Consider the following 23,026-nt stretch of genomic DNA (forward strand, 5'->3'; position numbering starts at 1 on the left):
GGTGGTCGTCGGGCCGTAGGATCGGCGCATGGCGAGGTGGGAATCCGGTGCACGGGAGCGGTTGGTGCTGGCCGCGGTCGACCTGTTCTCGGAGCAGGGGTACGACGACACGACCGTGACCGAGATCGCCGAGCGCGCCGGGGTGACGAAGAGCACCTTCTTCCGGCACTTCCCGGACAAGCGGGAGCTGCTCGTCGCCGGGCAGGAGACGCTCAGTCGACTGCTCGCCGAGGGGATCGCGGACGCGCCGGACGGGGCGACACCGCTCGAGGCCGTCGCGAACGGGGTGGAGCGGGCCTCGGCCGAGATGGGCCCGGTGAACCGGGAGCTCGGGCCCAGGCTCCGTGCGGCGGTGGCCGCGAGTGCGGAGCTGCGCGAGCGGGACGCCCTGAAGAGCGTCGGCCTGGCCGCGGCGATGACCGACGCGCTGCTCGCGCGCGGGGTCGACGCGGTGCCGGCGCGGCTCGCGAGCGAGATGGGCGTGCTCGCCTTCACTCAGGGGTTCGAGCGGTGGGCGGGGCGGGGCGTCGCGGACGACGAGCCTCTCGCGGTGCAGACCCTGGCGGTCCTGCGGGAGCTGCGGGAGGCGGCGGCGGGCCTGCGCTGAGCCGGTGCGGTGTTGTGCGGGGCGGTGCGGCGCGGTGCGCTGCGGTTCGCACAACCGGAAGCACGCCGTGCCGTGGACTTCCGTGGCGCGGCGAGCTTCCGGTTGTTCGGCAGCAGACCGCGCCGCCGCAGCCCGTCCGCGGTACGCGCAGCCCGCCCGCGCTAGGCGCTGCCCGCGCGCAGCAGCGCCGCGGCCTCGCGCACGGCGGTCGGCGCGCCCGCCAGGTGCCAGCCGTGCCCGTGCGCCCGCACGACCTCGGCCGCGCCGCCGGCACCCTCGACGAGCGCCCGGCCCGGCAGCCAGTCCCAGTCGGCGCAGTCCGTCTGCACCCAGAGCGCCGTCCGCCCGGCGGCGACGTCCGCCAGGTCGCACGACCCCGAGCCGCTGATCCGGATCGTCGCGGCGGCTCCGAGCAGGGCGAAGAGCGGCGCGGTGGCACGCTCCCGCAGGTGCGAGGCGTTGAGGAACGTCGCCACGGCGCCGGAGCCGAGCGGCGCGTCGGGGATCGCCGGCACGGGGACGCCGTCGCACGTGGTCACGCCCGCGCTCGCGACCCACGTCTCGTCGGGCAGGAGTCGTCGCACGGCACCGAGCACGAGTCCGCCGTCGACCTCGAGGGACACCGCGCTGCACCAGGCCGGCAGCCCGGCGACGTAGTTGTACGTGCCGTCGATCGGGTCGACGGTCCAGCGGCGGCCGTTCGCCGGGTCGTCGTGGGCGCCCTCCTCGCCGGTGACGCCGTCCCCGGGGCGCTGCTCGGCGAGCATGCCGTGCACGAGGTCCTCGGCGGCGCGGTCGGCCGCGGTCACCAGGTCGGCGGCCGAGGTCTTCTGCTCGGCCCGCGTGCCCGAGGCCCGCATCTCCTCGGCGAGCGCGGCGGCCTGCGACACGAGGGCGACGGCGAGGTCGCGGTCCGCCTCCGGGGTCATCGACCCGCTCCCGTCCCGACCAGCCCGCGGAGTGCCGCCCACTGCAGCAGCAGGATCGTCTTGCCGTCGACGATGCGGCCGTCCTCGAGCATCGCGAGCGCCTCGTCGCCGGGGACCTCGAGCACCTCGATCTCCTCGCCCTCGTCGGCGACCCCGCCGCCGGCGTCGACCCGGTCCGCCGCGGAGTACGGCGCCGCGTAGCAGTGCACCCGCTCGGTCACCGAGCCCGGGCTCATGTACGCGTCGACGACGTGGGTCAACGGGCCGAGTCGGACGCCGAGCTCCTCGTGCGCCTCGCGCCGGACCGCGGTCTCCGGGTCGTCGGCGTCGAGCAGGCCGGCGGCGACCTCGACGAGCATGCCGTCCGGGTGCTCGTTGACGTACGCGGGCCAGCGGAACTGCCGGCTCAGCAGGACGGTGCCGCGCTCCGGATCGTACGGGAGCACCGCCGCACCGTTGCCGCGGTCGTAGGTCTCGCGCTGCTGCGTCGTCCACGAGCCGTCCCGCCCGCGGACGTCGAACGTCGTCCGGCGGAGCACGTGCCAGCCGTCCGAGGTCACCTCGACGTCCCGGACGACCACGTCCGGGTTGCGGTCGAGGTCTCGGCCGACCCGGTCGAGACCGGTCCTGCCCCTGCTGTCCGGTTCGGTGGCCCCACGCGTCGTCGTCACGCCACCGACGCTAGCGGACCGGCGCGAGCGGACGCGACGCGAGCGGACCCGACGCGAGCGGACCCGACGTGAGCGGACCGCACGGACCCGACCCCGCCGCGTGAGGGATCCGTCAGTACCCGGCCCACCGCACGTCCCCGGGGCGAGGCTCCTGGACGTGGACAGCAACACCGACCGACCGGCGACCGGCAGCGGCCGCCACGCCCCGGGCCGCCGCGCGCGGAGCCTGCAGGGCGAGCACCTCTGGGGCCGCTACACCGTGCAGCCCGTCACCCGGGCCCTGTGGAGTGCCCGGACCCTCGAGGTCTACCCGCCCGGCACGAACGCGACCGAGCTCCTGTTCCTCCGCGCCTGGCACGCCTGGCGCCTCGGTGGCCCGCTCACCGCTGCCGTGCTGCTCCTGGTGCTGCACGACCGTCCGTTCGTCGCCGTCGGGCTCGCCGTGACGCTGAACGTCGTCGGCTTCCTCGTCCTCGCCCGCGCCACCCGTCGCACCCGCCCGGCCGTCCGGACCCTGACCGTCACGACCTTCCACGGCAACGGCCGCCCCGAGGAGCACGGTGACCGCCGGCTCTTCGACGGGTCGCTCGACGCGCTCACCGTGCTCGAGCGGGCGCACCGGCAGGACCGCGTCGGACGGGTCGAGTTCGAGCTGGTCTGGGGTGACGTCTGGGACGCGATCCCCGCGAACCCGGGGCGCGGGGTGCGGTCGTGACCACCGTCCTGACGCGACCGACCCTCCCGACCGCACCGGAGCAGGAGGACGACGGCACGGTGGTCCTCGGCTACGACTGATCGACCGTCGGGCCCGTGATCCAGCGGACGGGAGGCACGGTGCCGGGCCGTCCCGCGCCTCCCGTCCGACGGTGGTGTCGTCAGGCGGGGCCGCGTGTGGTCGCGTCCGCGACGGACGCGACCCGTGCGTCGGCGTCGGCGATGCCGAAGGAGACGAGCAGGGGGACCCAGAGCGCGCGGAGGCGGGCGACGAGGTCGTCCGGTGTCGTCGTGGCGGCCGACGTGACCAGGCCGAAGGTCGCCTCGAGGAGCAGGTCCTCGGCGCGGTCGGGCAGCGCCGGGGCGTCCGCGGGCCGGGCGGCGTCGAGCTGCTCGCGGATGAAGTCGGCCCAGACGAAGCCGCGGGGGACCTCGACGTCGGTGTGCAGGAGCTCGCGGAGCAGGCGGACGGCGCCGCCCGCCTCGGGGCGTTCGCGGGTCTCGAGCGCGGTGTCGAGCAGCACGCGGGTCAGTCGTTCGACCCCGGCCGGCTCGTCCGTGGCGGCAGCGGCCGTCTCGACCCAGCGGACCTGCTGTTCCTCGATCACGGCGACGGCGAGTGCGTGCTTCGACGGGAACAGGTGGTACCCGATCGCGGACTTGGGGCGTCCCATGGCCTCGGCGATGCGGGCGAAGCTCGTGGCCTCGTAGCCGTAGCGGGCGAACTGGGCCCCCGCCGCGGCGACGATCGCTCCACGTGACGCCGCCATCGCTGCTTGTCGTCGGTTCACGGTCCTCCTGGTCGGTGCCGGGCCGTCGGGTCGACCCGGCACCACTCTAGGAGCCATGTTCGCGGCGGTGTCGGTACCGGTACCGGCCTGTCAGTCGTTGCAGAAGCTCGACCACGCGACGTGCAAGCCCTTGCGCTGGAGCGAGTCGAGGCCGGATTCGACCCGGTGTCGCTCGGCGTCGACGGCGTGGGCGCAGCGCGGCGCCGCGGCGATCGGCGCGACCGCCGCGAGCCGGTCGACCAGGTCGTCGTCGATCTGCGTGATCTGCGTGCGGACGGCGGTCAGGTCGGGCGCGGTCGTCGGGGCGGACCACGGCTCGTGGGTCCACCGTGTGAAGAGTCCGCGCTGCACGAGCTTGCTCGCCGCGATCTGGTCGCGGAGCACCCGGGTCACGAGGTCCGGGTCGACGCCCTCGGCTCGGGCCCGGGCGACGCCCGCGTCGACGACGGCCTGCTCGCGGGCCGGGTCCGCGATCGGCTTCCCGCTCAGCCACTTGCTCTCCGCGACGGGCTCGGCCAGGGCGAGTCGGCTGACGACGAGGTCACCGACGCCCGAGAGCCGCCCGGTGTCGGTGCCGGCGGTGGTGGTGGTGTCGGACGTGGTCGGCGCGGCGATCGCGGGTCGGGCTGCGACGAGGCCGGAGCCGACCACCGTCGCGATCAGGCTCAGCAGCACGGCGGTCGTCATCGCGGTCCGTCGTCCAGCGGTGCGGGTGTGGCGTTCCATGGGTGTTCCGTCTCCTCGTCGTCCAGGAAGCGGATCGTCACGTCCTCCGTCCGACGGCGGATCGCCCGGCGCAGGGGCTCCACCACGAGTTCGCTCCACGTCGGGTACACCTCGACGTGGTCGACGTCGGACGCGCACGAGCACGGTTCGACCACGGGCACGTCGAGTCCGGGGTAGACCGTGGTGACCTGGTGCAGCACCATGCCGCCGCTCCTTCCTTTCGCCAGACGATCGTCTGACGACAGGAAGGTACCGCCGTGGTCGGCCCCGGCGCGATGAGGGTGCGCTCAGCCCGCGGTCCAGTGCGGCGGGCGGATCGTTGTGCGGCGTGCCGCCGCACAACGCGGAGCACTCCGCGCCACGGCGAACCATGGCGCGGAGTGCTTCCCGTTGTGCGGAGCGCAGTCGGCCGGGCCGTCCGCCGCGCCTCAGCCCGCGGCGCCGCCGAGCACCGCCTTCGGCACCCGGTGCAGCGTCACGGCACCCGCCGCGGCGAACGGGTGCAGCGGGTCCGGGTCGCCGGACCCCGTCGGCCCGCCGAGCTTCGAGTCGCCCACGGCGCTGAGCACCGCGTACGCGTCCTCGGCGCTCCACCCGTGCTCGTCGACCAGGAACGCGAACGCGTCCTCGTACCCGCGACGGACGCTCTCCTGCACCGGGTCGCCGAGCCCGACGAACAGCCACTCCTCGGGCGTCTCGATGCGCGGTGCCCGGAGCACGGGGCCGCCCTGCAGCAGGTCGACGGAGACGATCGCGGTGCCCTGGGCCTCGATCGCGACGAAGGACGACTCGCCCTCCGCCATGATCGCGTGCACGTCCCCGATCGACAGGAGCGCGCCGGGCACCCGCACGGGCAGGTACACGGTGGAGCCGGGGCGGGCCTCGGTCACGTCCATGTTCCCGCCCTCGGCGTACGCGGGCATGATCGTCGAGTTCGTGCCCTCGGCCGGGGCCACCCCGATGCAGCCGATCATCGGCCGGACCGGGAACGCGTGCCGGTCCGTCACGTGCACGACGCCGTCCTCGATCGGGCAGCGGCGCGCGAAGACCCCCTCGGGCATGACGTGCTGGAGCGCCCCGGACCCGGGGAGCGAGACCGACCAGCCGTGCGTCGTCAGCTCGATGTCGTGGATGTGCACCGCGAGGGTGTCGCCCGGCATCGCGCCCTCGACGTACACCGGGCCGGTCACCGGGTTGATCGGTGCCTGCAGCTGGGCCAGGTCGTGGTGCCGGTCGAGTTCGGCGTACACGGCGTCGGTCGTCTCGAAGCCGATCGTCTCGCCGGTGCCCGGGGTGATGCGGAGCACGGGCTCGCGTGCCGGGTCGAACCCGGGGACGCCGAGGGTGTTCGGCAGGTGGTGGTCGGGGGTCATGCGTGGTCTCCTTCCGAGCCGACCTCGGTCGACCGTCCCGTCGCACGGTAGTAGAGGAACACGGCCGCACCGACGACCAGCCAGACGATGCCGCCGACCTTGGCCTCGACCGCGGCGTTGAGCAGCACGTAGCCGATGATCAGGAAGCCGATGAGCGGGACGACCAGGTGCAGCAGCCAGTTGCGCGACTTCCCCTTCACGACGTGGTGCACGAACACCGACACGTGCAGGAGCATGAAGCCGAACAGGGCGCCGAAGTTCACCAGGGACGAGATCGTGTCGATCTGCCCGACGAAGAACAGCACGAGGATCGCGGACAGCACCGAGACGACGATGATCGCGTTCTGTGGGACCTGTCGGCCGTTCAGCTTGTGCAGGAACGCGGGGAGCTGCCGGTCGCGGCTCATCGAGAAGAGCAGGCGGCTCGTGGCGGCCTGCGCGGCCATGGCGTTGGCGATGCCGACGGCCAGGACGTTCACCGCGAAGAACGCCGTCGCCCACCCGCTCGACGAGGCCTGTTCGACGATCGAGAAGAAGGCGTTGCCGACCTCGCTGTCCGGGAACGCGTCCCGGCCGGCGGCCAGCGCGGAGGCGAGCCAGGTCTGCAGGACGAACAGGAACGCGACGATCACGAGCGCCAGGATCATCGCGAGACCGGCGCCCCCGCGGCGGCCGGTGGACTCCTCGGACAGGGTCGAGATGCCGTCGAAGCCGAGGAAGCTCAGCACCGCGATGGACAGGGCGCTCGCGATGAGCGGCGCGGAGACCTTCGCCGGGTCCCACACCTGGTCGGTCGAGAACGAGGCTCCGGGCACGGTGCCGCCGGTGAGGGCGACGATCGCGATGACGACGAAGATCGCGACGAACACGAGCTCGATGAGCAGGAAGATGCGGTTCGCGAGCTTGAGCGACGAGACGCCGAGCAGGTTGATGACGGTGTTGATCGCGACGAAGAGCAGCGCCCACAGCCAGCGGGGCGTGCCCGGGAAGATCCCGACCATGCTCTCCGCGGCGAACACGTAGAGCAGCGTCGGGACGAGCAGGTAGTCGAGCAGGATCGCCCAGCCGGCGAAGAACCCGGCGGTGGGGTGGATGCCGCGGCCGACGTACGAGAACACGCTGCCCGCGAGCGGGATGGACTTCGCCATCTGCGCGTACGCGAGCGCCGTGAAGATCATCGCCACGAGACCGACGAGGTAGACGAGCGGCACCATGCCGCTCGACGCGTTGTAGACGGTGCCGAAGATCGCCCACGGGGCGATCGGCACCATGAAGACGAGCCCGTAGACGAGCAGGTCGGTGGTGGACACGGAGCGCTTGAGCTCCTGCTTGTAGCCGTAGGCCTCGAGCTGCTGCTGTGCGGAGAGCTCGCTGTGCTGCTGCGACATGACGGTTCCGTTCGGGGAGACGGTGCGTGGGTGGGGGGAGCCGGACGGGAGGATCGTGGCGGGGCGGTGCCGCGCCTCCCGTCCGGTGTGGGGTCGCGACCTAGGAGGTGGGCCGGTCCGCGACGGTGGGGTGGTCGTCGTGCGTCGCCGCGAACGCGGCGACGACGCGGCGGAACTCCTCCGGCTGCTCCAGGTGCGTGCAGTGGCTGGCGCCGGGGAAGACGTGCTGGCGGACGTCGGCGATGCGCTCGGCGAAGGGCTGCCAGGTGGCGGGGGTGGCCTCGTCGTGCTCGCCGGCGACGACCAGGGTGGGGACGGCGACCCGGTCGAGCCGGTCGACGATCGTCCAGTCGCGCATGGTGCCGATGACGTGGAACTCGTTCGGGCCGTTCATCGTGTGGTAGACCGTCGGCTCCTGTTCCATCTGGGTCTCGGAGTCGACGAAGTCCTGCGGCATGGGGACGACGCGGCAGACGTGGCGCTCGTAGAAGACCTGCGTCGCGGCGAGGTACTCGGGGTCGTCGACCGTGCCGGCCTGCTCGTGCCGGGTCAGGGCGTCCTGGACGTCGTCGGGCAGCTGCGCGCGGAGCTCGGCGGCGCCGTCGACCCAGAGCTGCATCGACGCGGGTGAGTTGCAGATCATCAGGCTGCGCAGGTGTGCCGGCCGCCGGACGGCGATCTCGGCGCCGAGCATCCCGCCCCACGACTGCCCGAGCACGTGGTGGTCGCCGAGGTCCAGGTGCTCGACGAGCGCGGCGTACTCGTCGACGAAGAGCTGCGGGACCCAGGTGTCGACGGGGGCGTCGGGGCGGTGGGAGCTCCGCCCGCAGCCGAACTGGTCGTGGTGGACGACGGTCCGACCGGTCTCGTCGGCCAGCGCCGCGAGGTTCCTGAGGTAGTCGTGGGCCATGCCAGGGCCGCCGTGCAGCACGACGAGCGGCAGCGCACCGGGGGTCGGGGAGTCGGGTTCGCTGACGCGGTACCAGGTGTGGCCGTCGCGGAACGGCATCGTGCCTTCGGTGATGCGGGACATGCCGCTCAGCATGGCTCCCGTAAAGGTCTGCTGCAAGACCTTTTCCGGTCCTTTAACGTGGACGAAACAGGACAGGAGGGGCCGACGTGGCGGAACGCGCGCCGGAGAGCCGGGTCGACGAGGTCGAGGACCGGCTCGTCACCGCGGTCGCCGTCGGGGAGTACCTGCCCGGGTCCCGGCTGCCGCCGGAGCGCGAGCTGACCGGCCTGCTCGGGGTCGGGCGGGTCACCGTCCGGGCCGCCCTCGCGCGCCTGGTGGACCGGGGGCTCCTCGAGACCCGGCGCGGTCGGGGCGGCGGGACGTTCGTCCGCACGCAGTGGCCGGACTCGTCGTCCGAGGCGGTCGGGCGGACGATGACCGCGAGGTGGGCCGGCATCCGTGAGACCGCCGACGCGATCGCACTGCTGCACGGGGCCCTCGCCACGGCGGCCGCCGAGCGGATCGCCGACGACGAGCGCGGGGCGCTCCGCGCTCGGCTCGAGGACTTCCGGGTCGCGGAGTCCGGGCTCGCGAAGCAGCAGGCGGACGCCGTGCTGCACCGGACGATCATCGACGCGGCACGGAACGACGTGCTCGCTGCGACCCTGGCCGGGCTCGAGTCGCAGGTGTCGATCGCGGCGCCCGCGCACCTCTGGGGGACCGCGGAGGGCATGGCCGAGATGGAGGCCCGGGCGCTCCGGGAGCACGAGGCGCTCGTCGACGCCGTGTGCGACGGGGCGACGGTGACGGCCGGGCAGATCGCGCGGCGGCACGTCGGGATCGACCTGGAGCTGCTCGAGCGGGCGATGCTGCGGGCGGGGCAGGTGCCCGCGCGGGGTCAGGGTGGGGTCGAGCCCTCGAGCCGCGCCTCCTCGGCGTCGTAGCCTGCGCGGACCTGGCGGAGTACCAGGTCGTCGATCTCGTCGGCGTCGCGGAGCCGCAGGAGGGTCGCCGCCTTGTGGCGGACGAGCGCGAGCTCGAGCGCAACGGCGGAGTCGTGGCGCTGCAGGGCCGGGTGGTCCTCGTCCTCCTCGGCGCGGGCCTCGATGACGTCCAGGTGTGCCTCGTAGTCCTTCCGGATCCGCGCCACCGTCGCACGGTCGGCACCGGCAGAGCGTGCGAGTCGGGGGAGTGCGTCGAGCGCCTCCTCGATGGCCGTGCGCTCGGCGTGCCGCCGCTCCTCGCCGACCGACTCGTCCTCCGGCAGGGCCGCCCGACGGAGCACCGCCGGCAGGACGAGCGCCTGGCCGACGATCGTCAGGACGACGACGCCCGCCGTGACGAACACGATGAGGTCCCGCTCCGGGAACGCGCCCCCGGACTCGAGCGTGCGGGGGACGGCGACCGCCATCGCGAGCGACACCGCGCCCCGGAACCCGGCGAAGCCGCTCACGAGCCGGTCGCGGCGGTCCTCGCGGGGCTCGCCGCCGAAGCGCCGGGTGACGAGCCAGACCGTTCCACCGATCGTGCCCTCGAACGCGAAGCGCACGAGGACCAGCACGACCGAGACCGCGACCACGAGCCCGACGCCGCTCCACAGTTCGCGGGCGTCGAGCTCCCGCGCGGCCACCATGGCCTCGATGCCGACGAGCACGAACAGGGCGCCGTTGAGCAGGTACGTCAGGAAGGACCAGAACGCGCGGACCTGCTGCCGGGTCTCGGCACGGTCGAGCTTCGGTGCGACCTGGCTCACCACGATGCCTGCCGCGACGACCGCGAGCACGCCCGAGGCGCCGATCGCCTCGGCGCCGAGGAACGCCGCGAACGGGACGAGCAGCGTCACGAGGTTCTCGAGCACCACGGTGTCCACCCGGCGCAGCACGAGCGAGCCGAGCCACGCCGCGAGGAGCCCGGCCGCGACCCCGCCGACGTAGGAGAGCACGAGCATCCACGAGACGCTCCAGAACGTCAGCTGCTGGGTGCCCACGGTCACGGCGACCGCGATGCCGTAGACCACCAGGGTCGTGCCGTCGTTGACCAGGCTCTCGGCGCGGAGCACCGTGACGTTGCGACGGGGCAGCATCTTCGTCAGGACGCCCACCGCCGTGGCGTCGGTCGGGGCGACCGCGGCGCCGAGCACCCACGCCGGCCCCCACGGCATGCCGAGCAGGTGCAGGAGCGTGGCGACGACCCCGGCCGTCACGACGACCAGCACGGTCCCCATCAGGACGATCCCGCGGAGGTTCTTCCGGATCTCCCGGAGCGAGGTCGTCAGGCTCTCCCAGTACAGCAGCGCCGGCAGGAACAGCAGGAGCACGGCGTCCGCGGGGAGCTCCACCGTCCCGAAGGTCGGCACGAGCGCGAGCAGCGCACCGATCACGAGCAGGAGCACCGGCGGCGCGACGCGGATGCGGTCGGCGACGGCAGCCGTCACGGCGATGGCGAGGCCGAGGGCGACCACCAGTTCAGGACCGAGCACGTGTCTCCTCGAGGTTCGTCCGACCTGTCAGTCAACGCCCGAGGTGCTGCGGGTTCTTCCCGATCCCTCTCAAGACGCAACGTGGGCGGTTCCTCGCAGCGGTACTCCGCTGCGAGGAACCGCCCACGTGGCGTTTCGCGAAGAGTGCGCGGGGACCGGTCAGTCGTGGAACGTCTCGATGGACGCGCCGAGCGAGTTGAGGCGCTCCTGCAGCTGCTCGTAGCCGCGGGCGATGATGCCGACGTTGCGCAGAACGCTCTCGCCCTTCGCCGCGAGCATCGCCAGCAGGATGACCACCGCGGGACGCAGGGCCGGCGGGCAGCTGACCTCGGCACCGGAGAAGTGCGTCGGGCCGGTGACGTCGAGCCGGTGCGGGTCGCGCAGGGTCACACTGGCGCCGAGCCGGGTCAGGTCGAGCAGGTGGATCGCCCGGCCCTCGTAGACCCAGTCGTGCACGAGCGTCGTGCCCTCGGCCATCGCCGCGATCACGACGAAGAACGGCAGGTTGTCGATGTTCAGGCCAGGGAACGGCATCGCGTGGATCTTGTCGATCGGCGCGTGCAGCTCCGAGGGGTGGACCGTGATGTCGACGAGGCGGGTCCGACCGTTCGCGGCCGAGTACTCCTCGCTGACGTCGAAGCGCAGACCCATCTCGGCCAGGGTCGCGAGCTCGATCTCCAGGAACTCGATCGGCGCGCGCGTCACGGTCAGGGTCGATGACGTGACGATGCCGGCGGTCAGCAGGCTCATCGCCTCGACCGGGTCCTCGCTGGGCCAGTAGTCCACGACCTCGTCGATCCGGCTCTTGCCCGTGATCCTGAGCGTCGTCGTGCCGATGCCCTCGACCTGCACCCCGAGGAGCTCGAGGAAGAAGCAGAGGTCCTGCACCATGTAGTTCGGGCTGGCGTTGCGGATCGTCGTGACGCCGTCGCGGGCGGCAGCGGCGAGGATCGCGTTCTCGGTCACGGTGTCGCCGCGTTCGGTCAGGACGACGGAGTGCGCGGGGACGTCCTGGTTCGCGACGCCGACCTCGTACCAGCCGGACGTCGCCTCGACGTCGACGCCGAAGGGGCGCAGCGCGATGAGGTGCGGCTCGACGGTCCGGGTCCCGAGGTCGCAGCCGCCCGCGTAGGGGAGTCGGAACGACCCGTACCGACCGCTCAGCGGGCCGAGGAACATCAGCACGCTCCGGGTGCGGCGCGCGGCGTCCGCGTCGATCGCGTCGAGGTGCAGGTCCGACGGCGCGACGATCTCCAGGACCTCGCCGTCGGGCGACCAGGTGACGGTCGCGCCGAGGCTGCGGAGCACGTCGATGATCCGGTCGACCTCGACGATGCGTGCGACCCGGTGCAGCCGCGTCACGCCGCGGTTCAGCAGCGAGGCGCAGAGCAGCGCGACGGCGGCGTTCTTGCTCGAGTTGACGGCGATCGAGCCGCTGAGCTTCCGTCCGCCCTGCACCCGCAGGTGCGAGCGCTGCGGTGCGCCGCCGATCGAGACGATCTGCTGGTCGAGCGCCTCGCTGATGCGCGTGAGCATCTCGAGGGACAGGTTCTGGCCACCCTGCTCGATCCGGTTGATCGCGCTCTGGCTGGTCCCGACGCGCTCGGCGAGCTGCGACTGGGTCATGCTGCGTCCCTTGCGGGCGCCGCGGATGAGCGCGCCGACCTCGCGCAGGGGCGCGGTGGCCGCTGCGGGAGCAGCCGGGTCGGCGGGCGTGACGACGGTGGTGGTGTCGGACATGGGCGTCACGCTAACACGCTCATGAGATAAAACAGGGGACATCACGGGGCTGATTCGCAGGAACGGATCGGGAATAACTCGTCCATGAGAACTTGGGCGACGGGTGTGGTGCGGCTCCTAACGAGGTCGGGACCTCCGCCGATAGCCACCGGTGCAGGACCACGGACGGGCCTGCATCCCGCCCCACGGACGGCGGCGGGACGATCGAGAACCAGGACGGGCCATGATCGTCGTCACACGACTCAACGGCAGCGCATTCGCTGTCAACCCGGACCTCGTGGAGCGCATCCAGGAGACGCCGGACACGACCCTCATCATGGTCGACGGGGCGAAGTACATCGTCCGCGAGTCCATGACCGAGGTGATCGACCTCGTCGCCGCGTACCGCGCCCGGATCGTCGGGATGGCGTACGGCACCGACGCGCAGTCCGTCCAGAACTCGGGCGGTCCCCACTCCCTTGCACCCGTCGCGGCCCTGCCGAGCAGATCGACCGACGCTCGCGCGGACGGGGGGCGCTGACGTGGACATCGCGACCATCGTCGGCATCCTCGTCGCCTTCGGCGCCCTGTTCGGCATGGCGCAGATGGAGCACGTCGAGCTCGCCGGACTGTTCCTGCCCGCCCCGATGCTGCTCGTGTTCGGCGCGACGATCGGCTGCGGCATCGCCAGCACCACCCTGAAGGACGCGATCGCCGCGTTCAAAGCGGTGCCGAAGGCGTTCACGGGCAAGGTCACGCCGCCGCAGGCCGTCATCGACGACGTCGTCGGGCTCGCCGAGACCGCCCGCTCGAACGGTCTGCTCGCGCTCGAGCAGGAGGCCGACAAGCACGACGACCCGTTCATGAAGAAGGCGCTGCAGAACATCGCCGACGGCACCGACGGGGACGAGCTCCGGATCCTGCTCGAGGACGAGATCGAGTCGAACGCCGCACCGCTGCGGAGCGCGAGCGCGTTCTTCATGGGCCTCGGCGGCTTCGCGCCGACGGTCGGCATCATCGGCACGGTGGTGTCGCTCACCCACGTCCTCGCGAACCTCGGCAAACCGGACGAGCTCGGTCCGCTCATCGCGAGCGCGTTCGTCGCGACGCTCTGGGGCCTGCTCACCGCGAACTTCCTGTGGCTCCCGTTCGGCGGCAAGCTCAAGAAGCTCGCGCAGCTCGAGTCGGACCGCCAGACCCTCCTGATGGAGGGGCTGCTCGCCGTGCAGGCCGGCAGCCAGCCCCGCCTGCTCGGTGAACGCCTGACCGCGATGGTCCCGCCGACCGCCCGCGGTGACGCGAAGGGCGGCAAGGGCGCGAAGGGCCGGGCGTCGGCGGACGTCGACGACCAGCAGCTGGCGGCCTGATCGTGAGCGCGAACCCCCGGGGCCGCGGACGCGGTCGGAAGCGCGGCGGCCACGACGAGGCCGAGCACCCCGACGAGCGGTGGATGGCGTCCTACATGGACATGATCACCGTCCTGATGTGCATGTTCCTCGTCCTGTTCGCGATGTCGTCGGTCGACCAGCAGAAGTTCATCGCGCTGAAGACCTCGCTCGCGACCGGCTTCGGCGAGGTCAAGTCCGACAAGATCGACACGGCGTCCGGCACGGTCGTGTCGAAGTCGCAGGTCACGAAGGACGGCAAGGGCTACGCGACCGACAAGTCGAAGGCCGAGCACTCCACCGCGGCCTCCGGCGCGAAGGACACCAACGTCGATCCCGCGTCCACGGTGGTCCCGCCGGTCGCGTCGAAGGCCGACCTGGCCGCCGCGCAGCACGAGCTCGACGACCTGAAGGCGATCGAGTCGGCGATCCAGGGCAACCTGGACAAGGCCGGCGAGCAGGCGAACGTGCAGTTCACGGTCGACGCCCGCGGGCTCACGGTCCGGCTGATCGGCAGCGAGACCTACTTCGGCACGAACAGCGCCGACCTCTCCGACCAGGCGCGGCGGATCATGGACGCCATCGCGCCGGTCCTGCGGACGAGCAACCACGACGTGAGCGTCGAGGGGCACGCCGACCAGCGGAACTCGACCGCGCCGTACGCCACGAACTGGGAGCTCAGCGCCGCCCGGGCGACGGGCGTGCTCCGCGACCTGGTCGAACGTGGCGGGATGCCCGGCGAGCACGTGCAGAGCGTCGGCTTCGGGTCGAGCCGCCCGCTCGCGAAGGGCGACTCGGACGCCGACCTCGCGCTGAACCGCCGCGTCGACATCGTCGTGCTGTCGAACGCGGACCAGGACGTCAGCAGCCTGATGCCCGCGCTCGCGACCGCGCAGGACGGAGCACGCGCCGCCGGCTGACACACGACGAGCGAACACATGCCGGAGCGCCCCGGCGCAGCGGCACAGCGGGATGGCAACCGACGAGGCGCACGCGCCCCACCGGCCCCAGTCCGGGGGCCAGCACTGACGCGCGCCCGCCGGCGGCCGACAGACGCACCCGTGACCGAGACCCTGCCAGCGCCCGAGGTGTACGACTTCGCGCGCCCGTCGACGCTCGCCCGCGAGCACGCCAGGGTCCTCGAGCTCGCCTTCGAGACCTTCGCCCGGCAGTGGGGCACGCAGCTGACCGCCAAGGTCCGCGCGGTCAGCCAGGTCACCTGCGAGCAGGTCGAGATGACGACGTACGACGAGTACGCCGCGTCGCTGCCCGCCCTGACCGGCATGGTGCTCCTGCCGATCGCCGGCATCGCGCCGAAGGGCGTGCTGCAGGTACCGCTCGACGCCGCCCTGACCTGGGTGTCGCACGCCCTCGGCGCCTCGAAGCCGCTGCCGACCCCCGACCGCACCTTCACCCCGATCGAGCAGGCGCTCGTCCGGAAGATCGTCGAGGACGCCCTCGACGACCTGCGCTACTCGTTCGGCGGGCTCCTCACGCACGAGGTCGCGACCGGCGGCTTCCAGTTCAACAGCCAGTTCGCACAGGCCGCCCAGAAGGGCGACCTGATGATCGTCGCCTCGTTCGCGATCCGCGTCGGCGACCGCGTCGCACCGGGAACCCTCGCGCTGCCGGCCGAGGCGCTCCTGCCGCAGCTCGGCGAGGACACCTCGAGCGTCACCGCCGCCGACGCGAAGGCCCTGCTCGACGCGCAGCTCGCAGCGGTCCCGGTCGGCGTCAGCCTGCGCTTCGCGCCGGCGACCGTGCTCCCCGCGCGGGTCCTCGGCCTCGCGGTCGGCGACGTCCTGCCGCTGCCGCACCCGCAGCACCGCCCCCTCACCATCGCCGTCGACGGCGAGCCCGTCGGCACGGCCGCCGTCGGCGCGAACGGTTCGCGCCTCGCCGGCATCGTCGTCACGACCACCACGGAGCAGCACGCATGACCACGACCACCCTCCACACCGCAGCCGCCGAGTCGCTCGCGGCGCAGCTCCCGACGGCGGCCCCCCTATCCGCGGTGGCACAGCCTGGAGGCGCGCCCGCGGTCGTGCTCGAAGCGGCGGCCGACGCGGTGGTCGCGTCCTTCGTCGGCGGCCTGTCGGCCGACCTGGCCCTGGTGCTCACCGACCTGGAGGCCGTGGTCGCCGCCGGCGGCACCGACCACGGGATCGTCGCGGTCACCGACGTCCTCCGCCCGTCCCTCGAGGCCGCCGCCGGGGTCCTCGGCGTCGGGGTCCTCGGCGAGGCCCGCCGCGAGTCGGCCGCGTCGCTGTTCGCCGACCCGGAGACCGTCGTGTTCGCACTGACCGCCGGCGGCGGCGTCGCCGGCGGGTGGTTCGGCCTCCGCGTCCGCGAGAACGGCACCGTCTCGGCCCCGGCCGCCACGCCCGCCCTGCCGACCGGGAACCTCGGCCGGATCAACAACGTCGAGATGACGCTGACGGTCGAGATCGGCCGCACGCGCATGTCCGTCCGCGACGTGCTCGGCATGGAACCGGGCGCCGTCGTCGAGCTCGACCGCAGCGCCGGGGCCCCCGCGGACGTCCTGCTGAACGGTCGGCTCATCGCGCACGGCGAGGTCGTCGTCGTCGACCAGGACTACGCGGTCCGCATCACGAAGATCCTCGACGTCGCCGAGAGCGTCTGAGCCCGGCCGTGGACACGCTCGTCATCGTCCTCCGCGTCGCCCTGTCGCTCGGCGTCGTGCTCGCCCTGATGTGGGTGCTGCACCGCCGCGTGTCGAAGGGGCAGCTCGGCCGTCCGAAGGCCCGCGGCCGCCGCGCCGCGTCCGTCGAGGTCGTCGGGCGCACCGGCATCGGGGGCAAGGCGAGCGTCGTCGTGGTCGACGTCGAGGGCGAGCGGCTCGTCCTCGGCGTGTCCGAGCACGGGGTCGCGCTGCTCACGAGCGGGCAGGCGCCCGCGCCGGAGCCCGAGCTCGCGATCGTCACGTCCGCCGACCGGTTCCGCGCCGAGCTGGAGCAGCAGGACGACCCCGCCACGATCCTCCCGGTCGGAGCGGCCGAGACGACCGAGGTGACGGAGCCGCTGCCCATGCGTCCGCGCAACCGGCGTCCGCAGCGCACCGTCGTGCCGACCAACCGTCAGCTGCACGGTTCGATCCTGTCCGCCGACACGTGGCGGCAGGCCGCGGCCGCGCTCCGCGACCGGCGGGCCGGGTGACCGCCGCACGCGTCGGCCGCCTCGTCACGCTCGTCCTGCTCGGCGCGGCGGTGCTCGCCGGCCTGCTGCTCCTGGACCCGACCGGCGCGCACGCCGCCGGGGTCGTCCAGCCGAGCGCTCCCGCGACGCCGACCCCGCCCGCGACCGGGGACTTCAGCGTCAGCGTGAACGGTCCGGACGGCAGCCCGTCGTCGGCGGTCGTGACGCTCCTGGGCATCACGCTCCTCAGCGTCGCCCCGGCGCTGCTGCTCATGATGACGTCCTTCACGAAGATCTTCGTGGTCCTCGCGATGACCCGGAACGCGCTCGCGCTCCAGGGAATCCCGCCGAACCAGGTCCTCGCCGGACTCGCGCTCTTCCTGTCGCTCTTCGTGATGGCGCCGGTGCTCGGGCACATCAACGACGACGCCCTGCAGCCGTACCTGGCGGGGCACGTCGACTTCGCGACGGCGGTCGAGGTCGGGACGAAGCCGCTCCGCACGTTCATGCTGCACCAGACGCGCGAGGAGGACGTGGCGCTCATCACCCGCGCGGCCGGACAGGCCAACCCGAAGGACATGGACGCCGTCCCGATGACGACCGTGATCCCGGCGTTCGTGATCTCGGAGCTCCGCAGCGCGTTCATCATCGGGTTCGTCATCTTCATCCCGTTCCTGGTGATCGACCTCGTCGTGTCCGCGGCGCTCATGTCGATGGGCATGATGATGCTCCCGCCGGTGATGATCTCGCTGCCGTTCAAGATCCTGCTGTTCGTGCTCGTCGACGGGTGGGGGCTCATCATCCAGTCGCTCATCCAGAGCTACCAGGTGGTGCACTGATGAACCAGCAGGCCGTCATCGACCTCACGCTCCAGGCGCTCCTGGTGTCGGCGAAGCTCGCCGCCCCGGTCCTCGTGACCTCGCTCGTCGTCGGGTTCGCGATCTCGCTGTTCCAGTCCGTGACCCAGATCCAGGAGGTCACGCTCTCGTTCGTACCGAAGGCCGTGGCCGTCGCGATCGCCCTGGTCGTCTGCGGCAACTGGATGATCTCGGAGATGGTGGCGTTCACGCACGTCGCGTTCGACATGATCCCGAAGCTGCTCGGGACCGGCTGATGGACCTCGTCGTCGACGGCGCGCGGCTCGAGGCCACGATGCTCGCCGGGGTGCGGCTCGTGGCGTTCTTCGTCATCGCGCCGCCGTTCTCGTACCGGGCGTTCCCGGCGACGGTCAAGGTCGTCCTCGGGCTCGCCCTGGCGATCGGTCTCGCCCCGCACGTCGGCGCCGGGTACGTGCAGGCGGACACCGGCGCGTTCCTCCTCGCCCTCCTCACCCAGCTCGCGGTGGGGCTCGGGCTCGGTTTTCTGGTGTTCCTCGTCTTCGCCGCCGTGCAGTCCGCCGGTGCGCTCATCGACCTGTTCGGCGGCTTCACCCTCGCGCAGGCGTTCGACCCGCAGTCCCAGGTGAACGGCGCGCAGTTCACCCGGCTGTTCCAGATGGCGTCCCTCGCGCTCCTGTTCGCCAGCGGCGGCTACCAGCTCATCGTCGGCGGACTCGTCCGGTCGTTCGACGCGGTGCCCCTCGTCGGCGCCGACGGTGCACCCGGCACCTTCGCGGTCGGGTCACTCGCGGCGCTGCTCGTCACCGCGATGTCGCAGATGTTCCTCGCCGCGCTGCAGATCGCCGGCCCGCTCGTCGTCGTGCTGTTCCTGGCGGACGTCGGACTCGGGCTGCTCACCCGGGTCGCGCCCGCGCTGAACGCCTTCCAGATGGGCTTCCCGATCAAGATCGGGCTGACCGTCGTGTTCGCCGGCGCGCTCTTCATGGCCCTGCCCGCGGTGGTGTCGTCCCTCACCGGGGACGCCGTCGCTGCGATCACCGGGCGGGGGTGACGGCATGTCCGACGGCGGCAGCGGGGAACGGTCCGAGCGGGCCACCCAGAAGCGCATGCAGGAGGTGCACCGGAAGGGGCAGCTCGGCCGGTCCCAGGACCTCGGCGCCTGGGTCGGGATCGCGACGGCGGCGCTCATGATGCCCGCCGCGATCGGCAGCGCCGCCTCGGCCGGGCAGGAGCAGCTGCACGTCGTGCAGCGGGTGATCGCCGACCCCACGACCGCCACGGCGCGGCAGGCGCTCGTCGACGCGTTCGCCTCGATCGGTGCGACGCTCGGCCCGATGCTCGGCGTCGTCGCGGTCGCGGTCGCCGCGGTGTCCGTCGCGCAGGGCGGGGTGCACTTCCGTCGGATGACCCCGCAGCCGGACCACTTCGACCCGGTCGCCGGGATCAAGCGGGTGTTCGGCGTGCAGGCGCTCTGGAACGGGGTGAAGGCGCTGCTCAAGACCGCGGTCGTCGGGCTCGTGCTCTGGTTCGCGGTGCAGTCGCTCGTGCCCGTGCTCATGACGAGCGGCTCGCTGCCGCTGTCCGCGGTGCTCGACGCCGCCGCGGCCGGCACCGGGACGCTCCTGCGCGCCGCCGTCGCCGCGGGGCTGCTCCTCGCCGCGGTCGACGTCTTCGTGGTGGTCCGGCGCAACCGGAAGCGCACCATGATGACCAAGCAGGAGGTCAAGGACGAGTCGAAGCACAGCGAGGGCGACCCGCTCGTGAAGTCGCAGCGACGCTCCCGCCAGCTGGCGATGAGCCGGAACCGGATGGTCGCCGCGATCGGGGACGCCGACGTCGTCATGACGAACCCGACCCACTACGCGGTCGCGCTCCGCTACGAACCGGGGAAGTCCGCTCCACGGGTGACCGCGAAGGGTGCCGGGCCGGTCGCCGACGTCATCCGCGCCAGGGCCGAGGAGGCCCGGGTACCGATCGTCCGCGACGTCCCGCTCACCCGGGCGCTGCACGCCGCGTGCGAGCTCGGGCAGGAGGTCCCGGTCGACCTCTACACGCCCGTCGCCCGCGTCCTGTCGTTCGTGATGGCCCTCAAGGCCCGCGGTGCCGCGGCGGGCACGCACGCCGCACCCCGTCCGACCACCCCGGCCGAGGTCGCCGCCGTCCTCGACCCCGCCACCCTCAGCGGCGACCTGCGTCCGCGCCGGCTCCGCCCGTCCCGTCCCGCCGCCGACGCGGCACCCAGCCCGTCGTCGTCCGCGACCTCCGATCCGCAAGGGGTTCCCGCATGAACCGCAAGGACCTGCCGAAGCTCGCCGTCCCCGTCTTCATCGTCGGGATCGTCCTGCTCCTGATCCTGCCGGTGCCGTCGTTCCTGCTCGACGTGCTCATCATCTGCAACATCCTGCTGGCGCTCGTGATCCTGCTCACGACGCTGTTCGTGAAGAAGCCGCTCGACTTCTCGGTGTTCCCCTCGCTGCTGCTCGTCGCGACGCTGTTCCGGCTCGGCCTGAACGTCGCGTCCACCCGGCTCGTGCTCGGCGAGGGGTTCGCCGGCGACGTCATCCAGGCGTTCGGCCACGTCGCGGTCTCCGGGTCGGTGATCATCGGCGCGGTCGTGTTCCTCATCCTCGTGGTGATCCAGTTCGTCGTCGTCACGAAGGGCGCCGAGCGCGTCGCCGAGGTCGGGGCGCGGTTCACCCTCGACGCCATGCCGGGCAAGCAGATGGCGATCGACGCCGACCTGAACGCCGGGCTCATCACGGACGCCGAGGCGAAGGAGCGCCGCGCGGCCGTCTCCGCCGAGGCCGACTTCTACGGTGCGATGGACGGCGCATCGAAGTTCGTCAAGGGCGACGCGATCGCGGGCATCCTGATCATCGTCATCAACCTCATCGGCGGCATCGCGATCGGCATGCTGCAGAACGGCCTCTCGATCACCGACGCCCTGTCGAAGTACGGCATCCTGACGATCGGCGACGGGCTCGTCACGCAGATCCCGGCGCTCCTGATGGCGGTCTCGACGGGCATGATCGTGACCCGGTCCGGCGCGGAGACCGAGATCGGCGCCTCGGCGACGAAGCAGCTGACCCAGTCCCGCAACGCGCTCATGATCGCCGGGGTCGCCGCGATCGCGATGGGCTTCATCCCCGGCATGCCGATCCTCCCGTTCCTGCTCATCGGCGCCGGCCTGCTGTTCGCCGGCTGGCGGCTCGCCCGGCAGGCGAAGCGCGAGGAGCAGGCCGCCGAGCAGCAGCAGGCGCTCGAGGCCGCGGCGCCCACGTCGGACAGCCCCGAGGACCTGCTCGAGCAGATGCGCGTGCACGCCCTCGAGATCCTGCTCGCCCCCGACCTGGTCGACATGGTGTCCGGCGCCTCGGACGACCTGCTCGGCCGGGTCCGCGCGCTCCGCCGGAAGATCGCCGTCGACATGGGGATCGTCGTGCCCCCGGTCCGGACGCGGGACAGCATCGACCTGCCGCCGGCGACCTACGCCATCCGGATCGCCGGCGTCGAAGCCGGGCGGGGGACCGCGCCCGCGCGGAGCGTCCTCGCGCTCGGCGACCAGCTGGACGGACTCCCCGGCGCGGTGACGGTCGAGCCGGTGTTCGGGCTCGCCGGCAAGTGGGTCCCCGCCGAGCTCCGGCACGCGGCGGAGATGACCGGGGCGACCGTGATCGACCGGGTCTCCGTGCTCGTCACCCACCTGCAGGCCGTGATCGGGGACAACGCCGCACGGCTGCTCACGCGCGAGGACGTCAAGGTCCTCACCGAGGGCGTCAAGCAGGTGAACCCGGCCGCGGTCGAGGAGCTCGTCCCCGGCATGCTCTCGCTCGCCGAGGTGCAGCGCGTGCTCCAGGGCCTGCTGTCCGAGCGTGTCCCGATCAACGACCTCGGCCGGATCTGCGAGGCGCTCACCCTCCGGGCCAAGGTCTCGACGGACCCCGAGGGACTCGTCGAGGCGGCCCGCGCCGCCCTCGGTCCGGCCCTGCCCGCGCGCTACGCCGAGGACGGCACGCTCCGGGTGATCATGATCGACCCGCTCCTGGAGCAGTCGATGCTCGAGGGGCTCCGGCCGTCCGAGCAGGGCACCCAGATCGTGCTCGACGCGCACCGCATCGAGCAGGTCCTCGGGTCCCTCCGCGACGCCGTGCGCTCGGTCGAGGAACAGGGGCTCTCCGCCGTCCTGGTGTGCGCCCCGCAGCTCCGCCCGGCCGTGCACCGCATGGTCTCCGCCCAGGCGAACGGCCTGCCGGTGCTGTCGTACCAGGAGGCCACCGCCGCGGGCTCCACCATCGAGACCGTGGGGGTGGTCCGTGCCGCCGATCCGATCGCTGCGTAGGGGCCCGACGCTCGAGGCGGTCCGCGAGGCCGTCCGCGCCGAGTTCGGCACCAGCGCCCGCATCGTCTCCGCCGAGCGCGTCACGTCCGCCGGCATCGGCGGGCTGTTCCGCCGCGCCCACGTCGAGGCGGTCGTCGAGGTCGCCGACCCGACCACCCCGCCCGTCGCGCGGGTCGCGATCGCGGACGGTCCGGTCGTGCGGGTCGGCATCGCCGCGCTCCTCGCCGACGCCGAGGCGGCCGAGGACCGCACCGCCCGCTCCGACGGCACCGCGACGGCGCGGGCCGACGCGTTCGCGTCGGTGCTCGACGGGTTCGTCGCGGACGGGATCGCACCGCGCGGGGCTGCGGCTGCGTCCGTGCCGGCATCCGTGCCCGCATCCGTGCCAGCGGATGCATCCGTGCCCGTGCCCGTGCCGGTGCCGGTGCGCGGACCTGCTGGGGCCGGCCCCGAGCCGGACGCGGGCCTGGTCGACGGAGGCGGGTCGCGCCTCCAGGACGGTGCCGGCGACCAGCCTGGAGGCGCGGTGCCACCGGTCCTGTCGGCCCCCGTCGTGCCGGCGGTGCGGTCCGCCGACGGCGACCTGGTCCTGCTGGTCGGCCGACCGACCGACGTCGACGCAGCGGCCGGCGTCTTCGCGATGCGGCACGCGCTCCAGCCGACCGACGCCGCGGACCGGCGGGCCGGGATCCTCGCCCGCGCGGCCGGCGTGCAGGCCGGGCAGGCGCTGCTCGGTGTCGCCGCGTGGGACGACGTCGCGACGACCGCGGGCCTCGCGCCGGACCAGGTGTGGGTCGTCGTCGACGTCGGCCGGAAGCACGAGGACACCGTGGCGATGGTGTCGGCGGTGGCGTCGCGCACGCCCGTGGCGGGCATCGTGGCGATCGGCGCGGGGGAGACCGCCACGCCGGAGTCGGTGCACAGGTTGGGGGTCCCGGTCCTGTCGCTAGGCTGACGG

25 protein-coding genes are annotated in these 23,026 nt (G+C 72.8%); 15 read left to right on the plus strand and 10 right to left on the minus strand.

Features of this window, described 5'->3' with window-relative positions:
- The first annotated feature begins 28 nt into the window (after positions 1 to 28).
- Entirely contained in the window at positions 29 to 607 is a 579-nt protein-coding gene (locus tag HUN58_RS16985) for a TetR/AcrR family transcriptional regulator (RefSeq protein ID WP_180225238.1), read from the plus strand.
- A gap of 161 nt (positions 608 to 768) precedes the next feature.
- Here HUN58_RS16985 and HUN58_RS16990 read toward each other — a convergent pair whose 3' ends face one another.
- Positions 769 to 1,536: an inositol monophosphatase family protein gene (locus HUN58_RS16990; protein ID WP_180225239.1), complete on the minus strand. Its 768-nt coding sequence runs from the start codon at positions 1,534 to 1,536 to the stop codon at positions 769 to 771.
- On the minus strand, positions 1,533 to 2,207 hold the full coding sequence (locus HUN58_RS16995) for an NUDIX domain-containing protein (RefSeq protein ID WP_180225240.1): 675 nt from the start codon (positions 2,205 to 2,207) through the stop codon (positions 1,533 to 1,535). Before HUN58_RS16995 ends, HUN58_RS16990 begins: the two co-directional genes overlap by 4 nt.
- 157 nt (positions 2,208 to 2,364) lie before the next feature.
- On the opposite strand from HUN58_RS16995, the gene HUN58_RS17000 reads away from it, so the two are divergent.
- Positions 2,365 to 2,922 (plus strand): DUF6611 family protein, encoded by a 558-nt coding sequence (locus HUN58_RS17000; RefSeq protein ID WP_180225241.1) that lies wholly within the window; start codon positions 2,365 to 2,367, stop codon positions 2,920 to 2,922.
- Positions 2,923 to 3,082: 160 nt separating this feature from the next.
- On the opposite strand, the gene HUN58_RS17005 is transcribed toward HUN58_RS17000, so the two are convergent.
- From HUN58_RS17005 to HUN58_RS17030, 6 genes are all read right to left on the minus strand, one after another.
- Complete coding sequence (locus HUN58_RS17005; RefSeq protein ID WP_217488547.1) at positions 3,083 to 3,712, minus strand: TetR family transcriptional regulator; 630 nt, start codon at positions 3,710 to 3,712, stop codon at positions 3,083 to 3,085.
- Between the two features lie 90 nt (positions 3,713 to 3,802).
- Positions 3,803 to 4,399 carry a gamma subclass chorismate mutase AroQ gene (gene aroQ, locus HUN58_RS17010; protein ID WP_180225243.1) on the minus strand — a complete coding sequence of 199 codons (597 nt, stop codon included), beginning with the start codon at positions 4,397 to 4,399 and terminating at the stop codon, positions 3,803 to 3,805.
- Positions 4,396 to 4,641: a hypothetical protein gene (locus tag HUN58_RS17015; protein WP_180225244.1), complete on the minus strand. Its 246-nt coding sequence runs from the start codon at positions 4,639 to 4,641 to the stop codon at positions 4,396 to 4,398. Before HUN58_RS17015 ends, aroQ begins: the two co-directional genes overlap by 4 nt.
- Before the next feature lie 225 nt (positions 4,642 to 4,866).
- A complete protein-coding gene (locus HUN58_RS17020) occupies positions 4,867 to 5,811 on the minus strand; it encodes an acetamidase/formamidase family protein (RefSeq protein WP_180225245.1) in 945 nt (314 codons plus the stop codon).
- Positions 5,808 to 7,199 carry an APC family permease gene (locus HUN58_RS17025; RefSeq protein WP_144801263.1) on the minus strand — a complete coding sequence of 464 codons (1,392 nt, stop codon included), beginning with the start codon at positions 7,197 to 7,199 and terminating at the stop codon, positions 5,808 to 5,810. Before HUN58_RS17025 ends, HUN58_RS17020 begins: the two co-directional genes overlap by 4 nt.
- Positions 7,200 to 7,299: 100 nt before the next feature.
- The gene (locus HUN58_RS17030) at positions 7,300 to 8,232 is read right to left on the minus strand and encodes a proline iminopeptidase-family hydrolase (RefSeq protein ID WP_254631532.1); all 933 of its coding nucleotides are present in this window, start codon (positions 8,230 to 8,232) and stop codon (positions 7,300 to 7,302) included.
- A gap of 86 nt (positions 8,233 to 8,318) precedes the next feature.
- Between HUN58_RS17030 and HUN58_RS17035 the strand changes: the two genes are divergently transcribed.
- A complete protein-coding gene (locus tag HUN58_RS17035) occupies positions 8,319 to 9,095 on the plus strand; it encodes a FadR/GntR family transcriptional regulator (protein WP_141861445.1) in 777 nt (258 codons plus the stop codon).
- Here the strand turns inward: HUN58_RS17035 and HUN58_RS17040 are convergent.
- A complete protein-coding gene (locus HUN58_RS17040) occupies positions 9,050 to 10,630 on the minus strand; it encodes a Na+/H+ antiporter (protein WP_144801261.1) in 1,581 nt (526 codons plus the stop codon). The genes HUN58_RS17035 and HUN58_RS17040 overlap by 46 nt on opposite strands.
- Positions 10,631 to 10,789: 159 nt before the next feature.
- Positions 10,790 to 12,370, minus strand: coding sequence for a UDP-N-acetylglucosamine 1-carboxyvinyltransferase (locus tag HUN58_RS17045; protein ID WP_246276429.1), 1,581 nt, complete (start codon positions 12,368 to 12,370; stop codon positions 10,790 to 10,792).
- A gap of 223 nt (positions 12,371 to 12,593) precedes the next feature.
- Between HUN58_RS17045 and HUN58_RS17050 the strand changes: the two genes are divergently transcribed.
- From HUN58_RS17050 to HUN58_RS17105, 12 genes are all read left to right on the plus strand, one after another.
- Positions 12,594 to 12,890: a flagellar FlbD family protein gene (locus HUN58_RS17050; protein ID WP_114851094.1), complete on the plus strand. Its 297-nt coding sequence runs from the start codon at positions 12,594 to 12,596 to the stop codon at positions 12,888 to 12,890.
- A gap of 1 nt (position 12,891) precedes the next feature.
- Positions 12,892 to 13,716 (plus strand): motility protein A, encoded by an 825-nt coding sequence (locus tag HUN58_RS17055; protein ID WP_058740398.1) that lies wholly within the window; start codon positions 12,892 to 12,894, stop codon positions 13,714 to 13,716.
- 2 nt (positions 13,717 to 13,718) lie between these two features.
- The gene (locus HUN58_RS17060; RefSeq protein ID WP_114851095.1) at positions 13,719 to 14,654 is read left to right on the plus strand and encodes a flagellar motor protein MotB; all 936 of its coding nucleotides are present in this window, start codon (positions 13,719 to 13,721) and stop codon (positions 14,652 to 14,654) included.
- A 141-nt stretch (positions 14,655 to 14,795) separates the two neighbouring features.
- Entirely contained in the window at positions 14,796 to 15,674 is an 879-nt protein-coding gene (locus HUN58_RS17065; RefSeq protein WP_141861453.1) for a flagellar motor switch protein FliM, read from the plus strand.
- A complete protein-coding gene (gene fliN, locus HUN58_RS17070) occupies positions 15,671 to 16,378 on the plus strand; it encodes a flagellar motor switch protein FliN (RefSeq protein WP_180225246.1) in 708 nt (235 codons plus the stop codon). Before HUN58_RS17065 ends, fliN begins: the two co-directional genes overlap by 4 nt.
- An 8-nt stretch (positions 16,379 to 16,386) precedes the next feature.
- The gene (locus HUN58_RS17075; RefSeq protein WP_180225247.1) at positions 16,387 to 16,911 is read left to right on the plus strand and encodes a flagellar biosynthetic protein FliO; all 525 of its coding nucleotides are present in this window, start codon (positions 16,387 to 16,389) and stop codon (positions 16,909 to 16,911) included.
- Positions 16,908 to 17,729, plus strand: a complete 822-nt coding sequence (gene fliP / locus HUN58_RS17080; protein ID WP_114851118.1) for a flagellar type III secretion system pore protein FliP — start codon at positions 16,908 to 16,910, stop codon at positions 17,727 to 17,729. The genes HUN58_RS17075 and fliP overlap by 4 nt, the downstream gene beginning before the upstream one ends.
- A complete protein-coding gene (gene fliQ, locus HUN58_RS17085; protein ID WP_058740403.1) occupies positions 17,729 to 18,004 on the plus strand; it encodes a flagellar biosynthesis protein FliQ in 276 nt (91 codons plus the stop codon). The genes fliP and fliQ overlap by 1 nt, the downstream gene beginning before the upstream one ends.
- On the plus strand, positions 18,004 to 18,780 hold the full coding sequence (locus HUN58_RS17090) for a flagellar biosynthetic protein FliR (protein WP_180225248.1): 777 nt from the start codon (positions 18,004 to 18,006) through the stop codon (positions 18,778 to 18,780). Before fliQ ends, HUN58_RS17090 begins: the two co-directional genes overlap by 1 nt.
- A 4-nt stretch (positions 18,781 to 18,784) precedes the next feature.
- Positions 18,785 to 20,017 (plus strand): flagellar biosynthesis protein FlhB, encoded by a 1,233-nt coding sequence (locus HUN58_RS17095; protein WP_114851100.1) that lies wholly within the window; start codon positions 18,785 to 18,787, stop codon positions 20,015 to 20,017.
- A complete protein-coding gene (locus HUN58_RS17100) occupies positions 20,014 to 22,068 on the plus strand; it encodes a flagellar biosynthesis protein FlhA (protein ID WP_114851101.1) in 2,055 nt (684 codons plus the stop codon). Before HUN58_RS17095 ends, HUN58_RS17100 begins: the two co-directional genes overlap by 4 nt.
- Positions 22,043 to 23,023 (plus strand): hypothetical protein, encoded by a 981-nt coding sequence (locus tag HUN58_RS17105; protein ID WP_180225249.1) that lies wholly within the window; start codon positions 22,043 to 22,045, stop codon positions 23,021 to 23,023. Before HUN58_RS17100 ends, HUN58_RS17105 begins: the two co-directional genes overlap by 26 nt.
- Positions 23,024 to 23,026: the final 3 nt, after the last annotated feature.

The organism is Curtobacterium sp. Csp1, assembly GCF_013347185.1.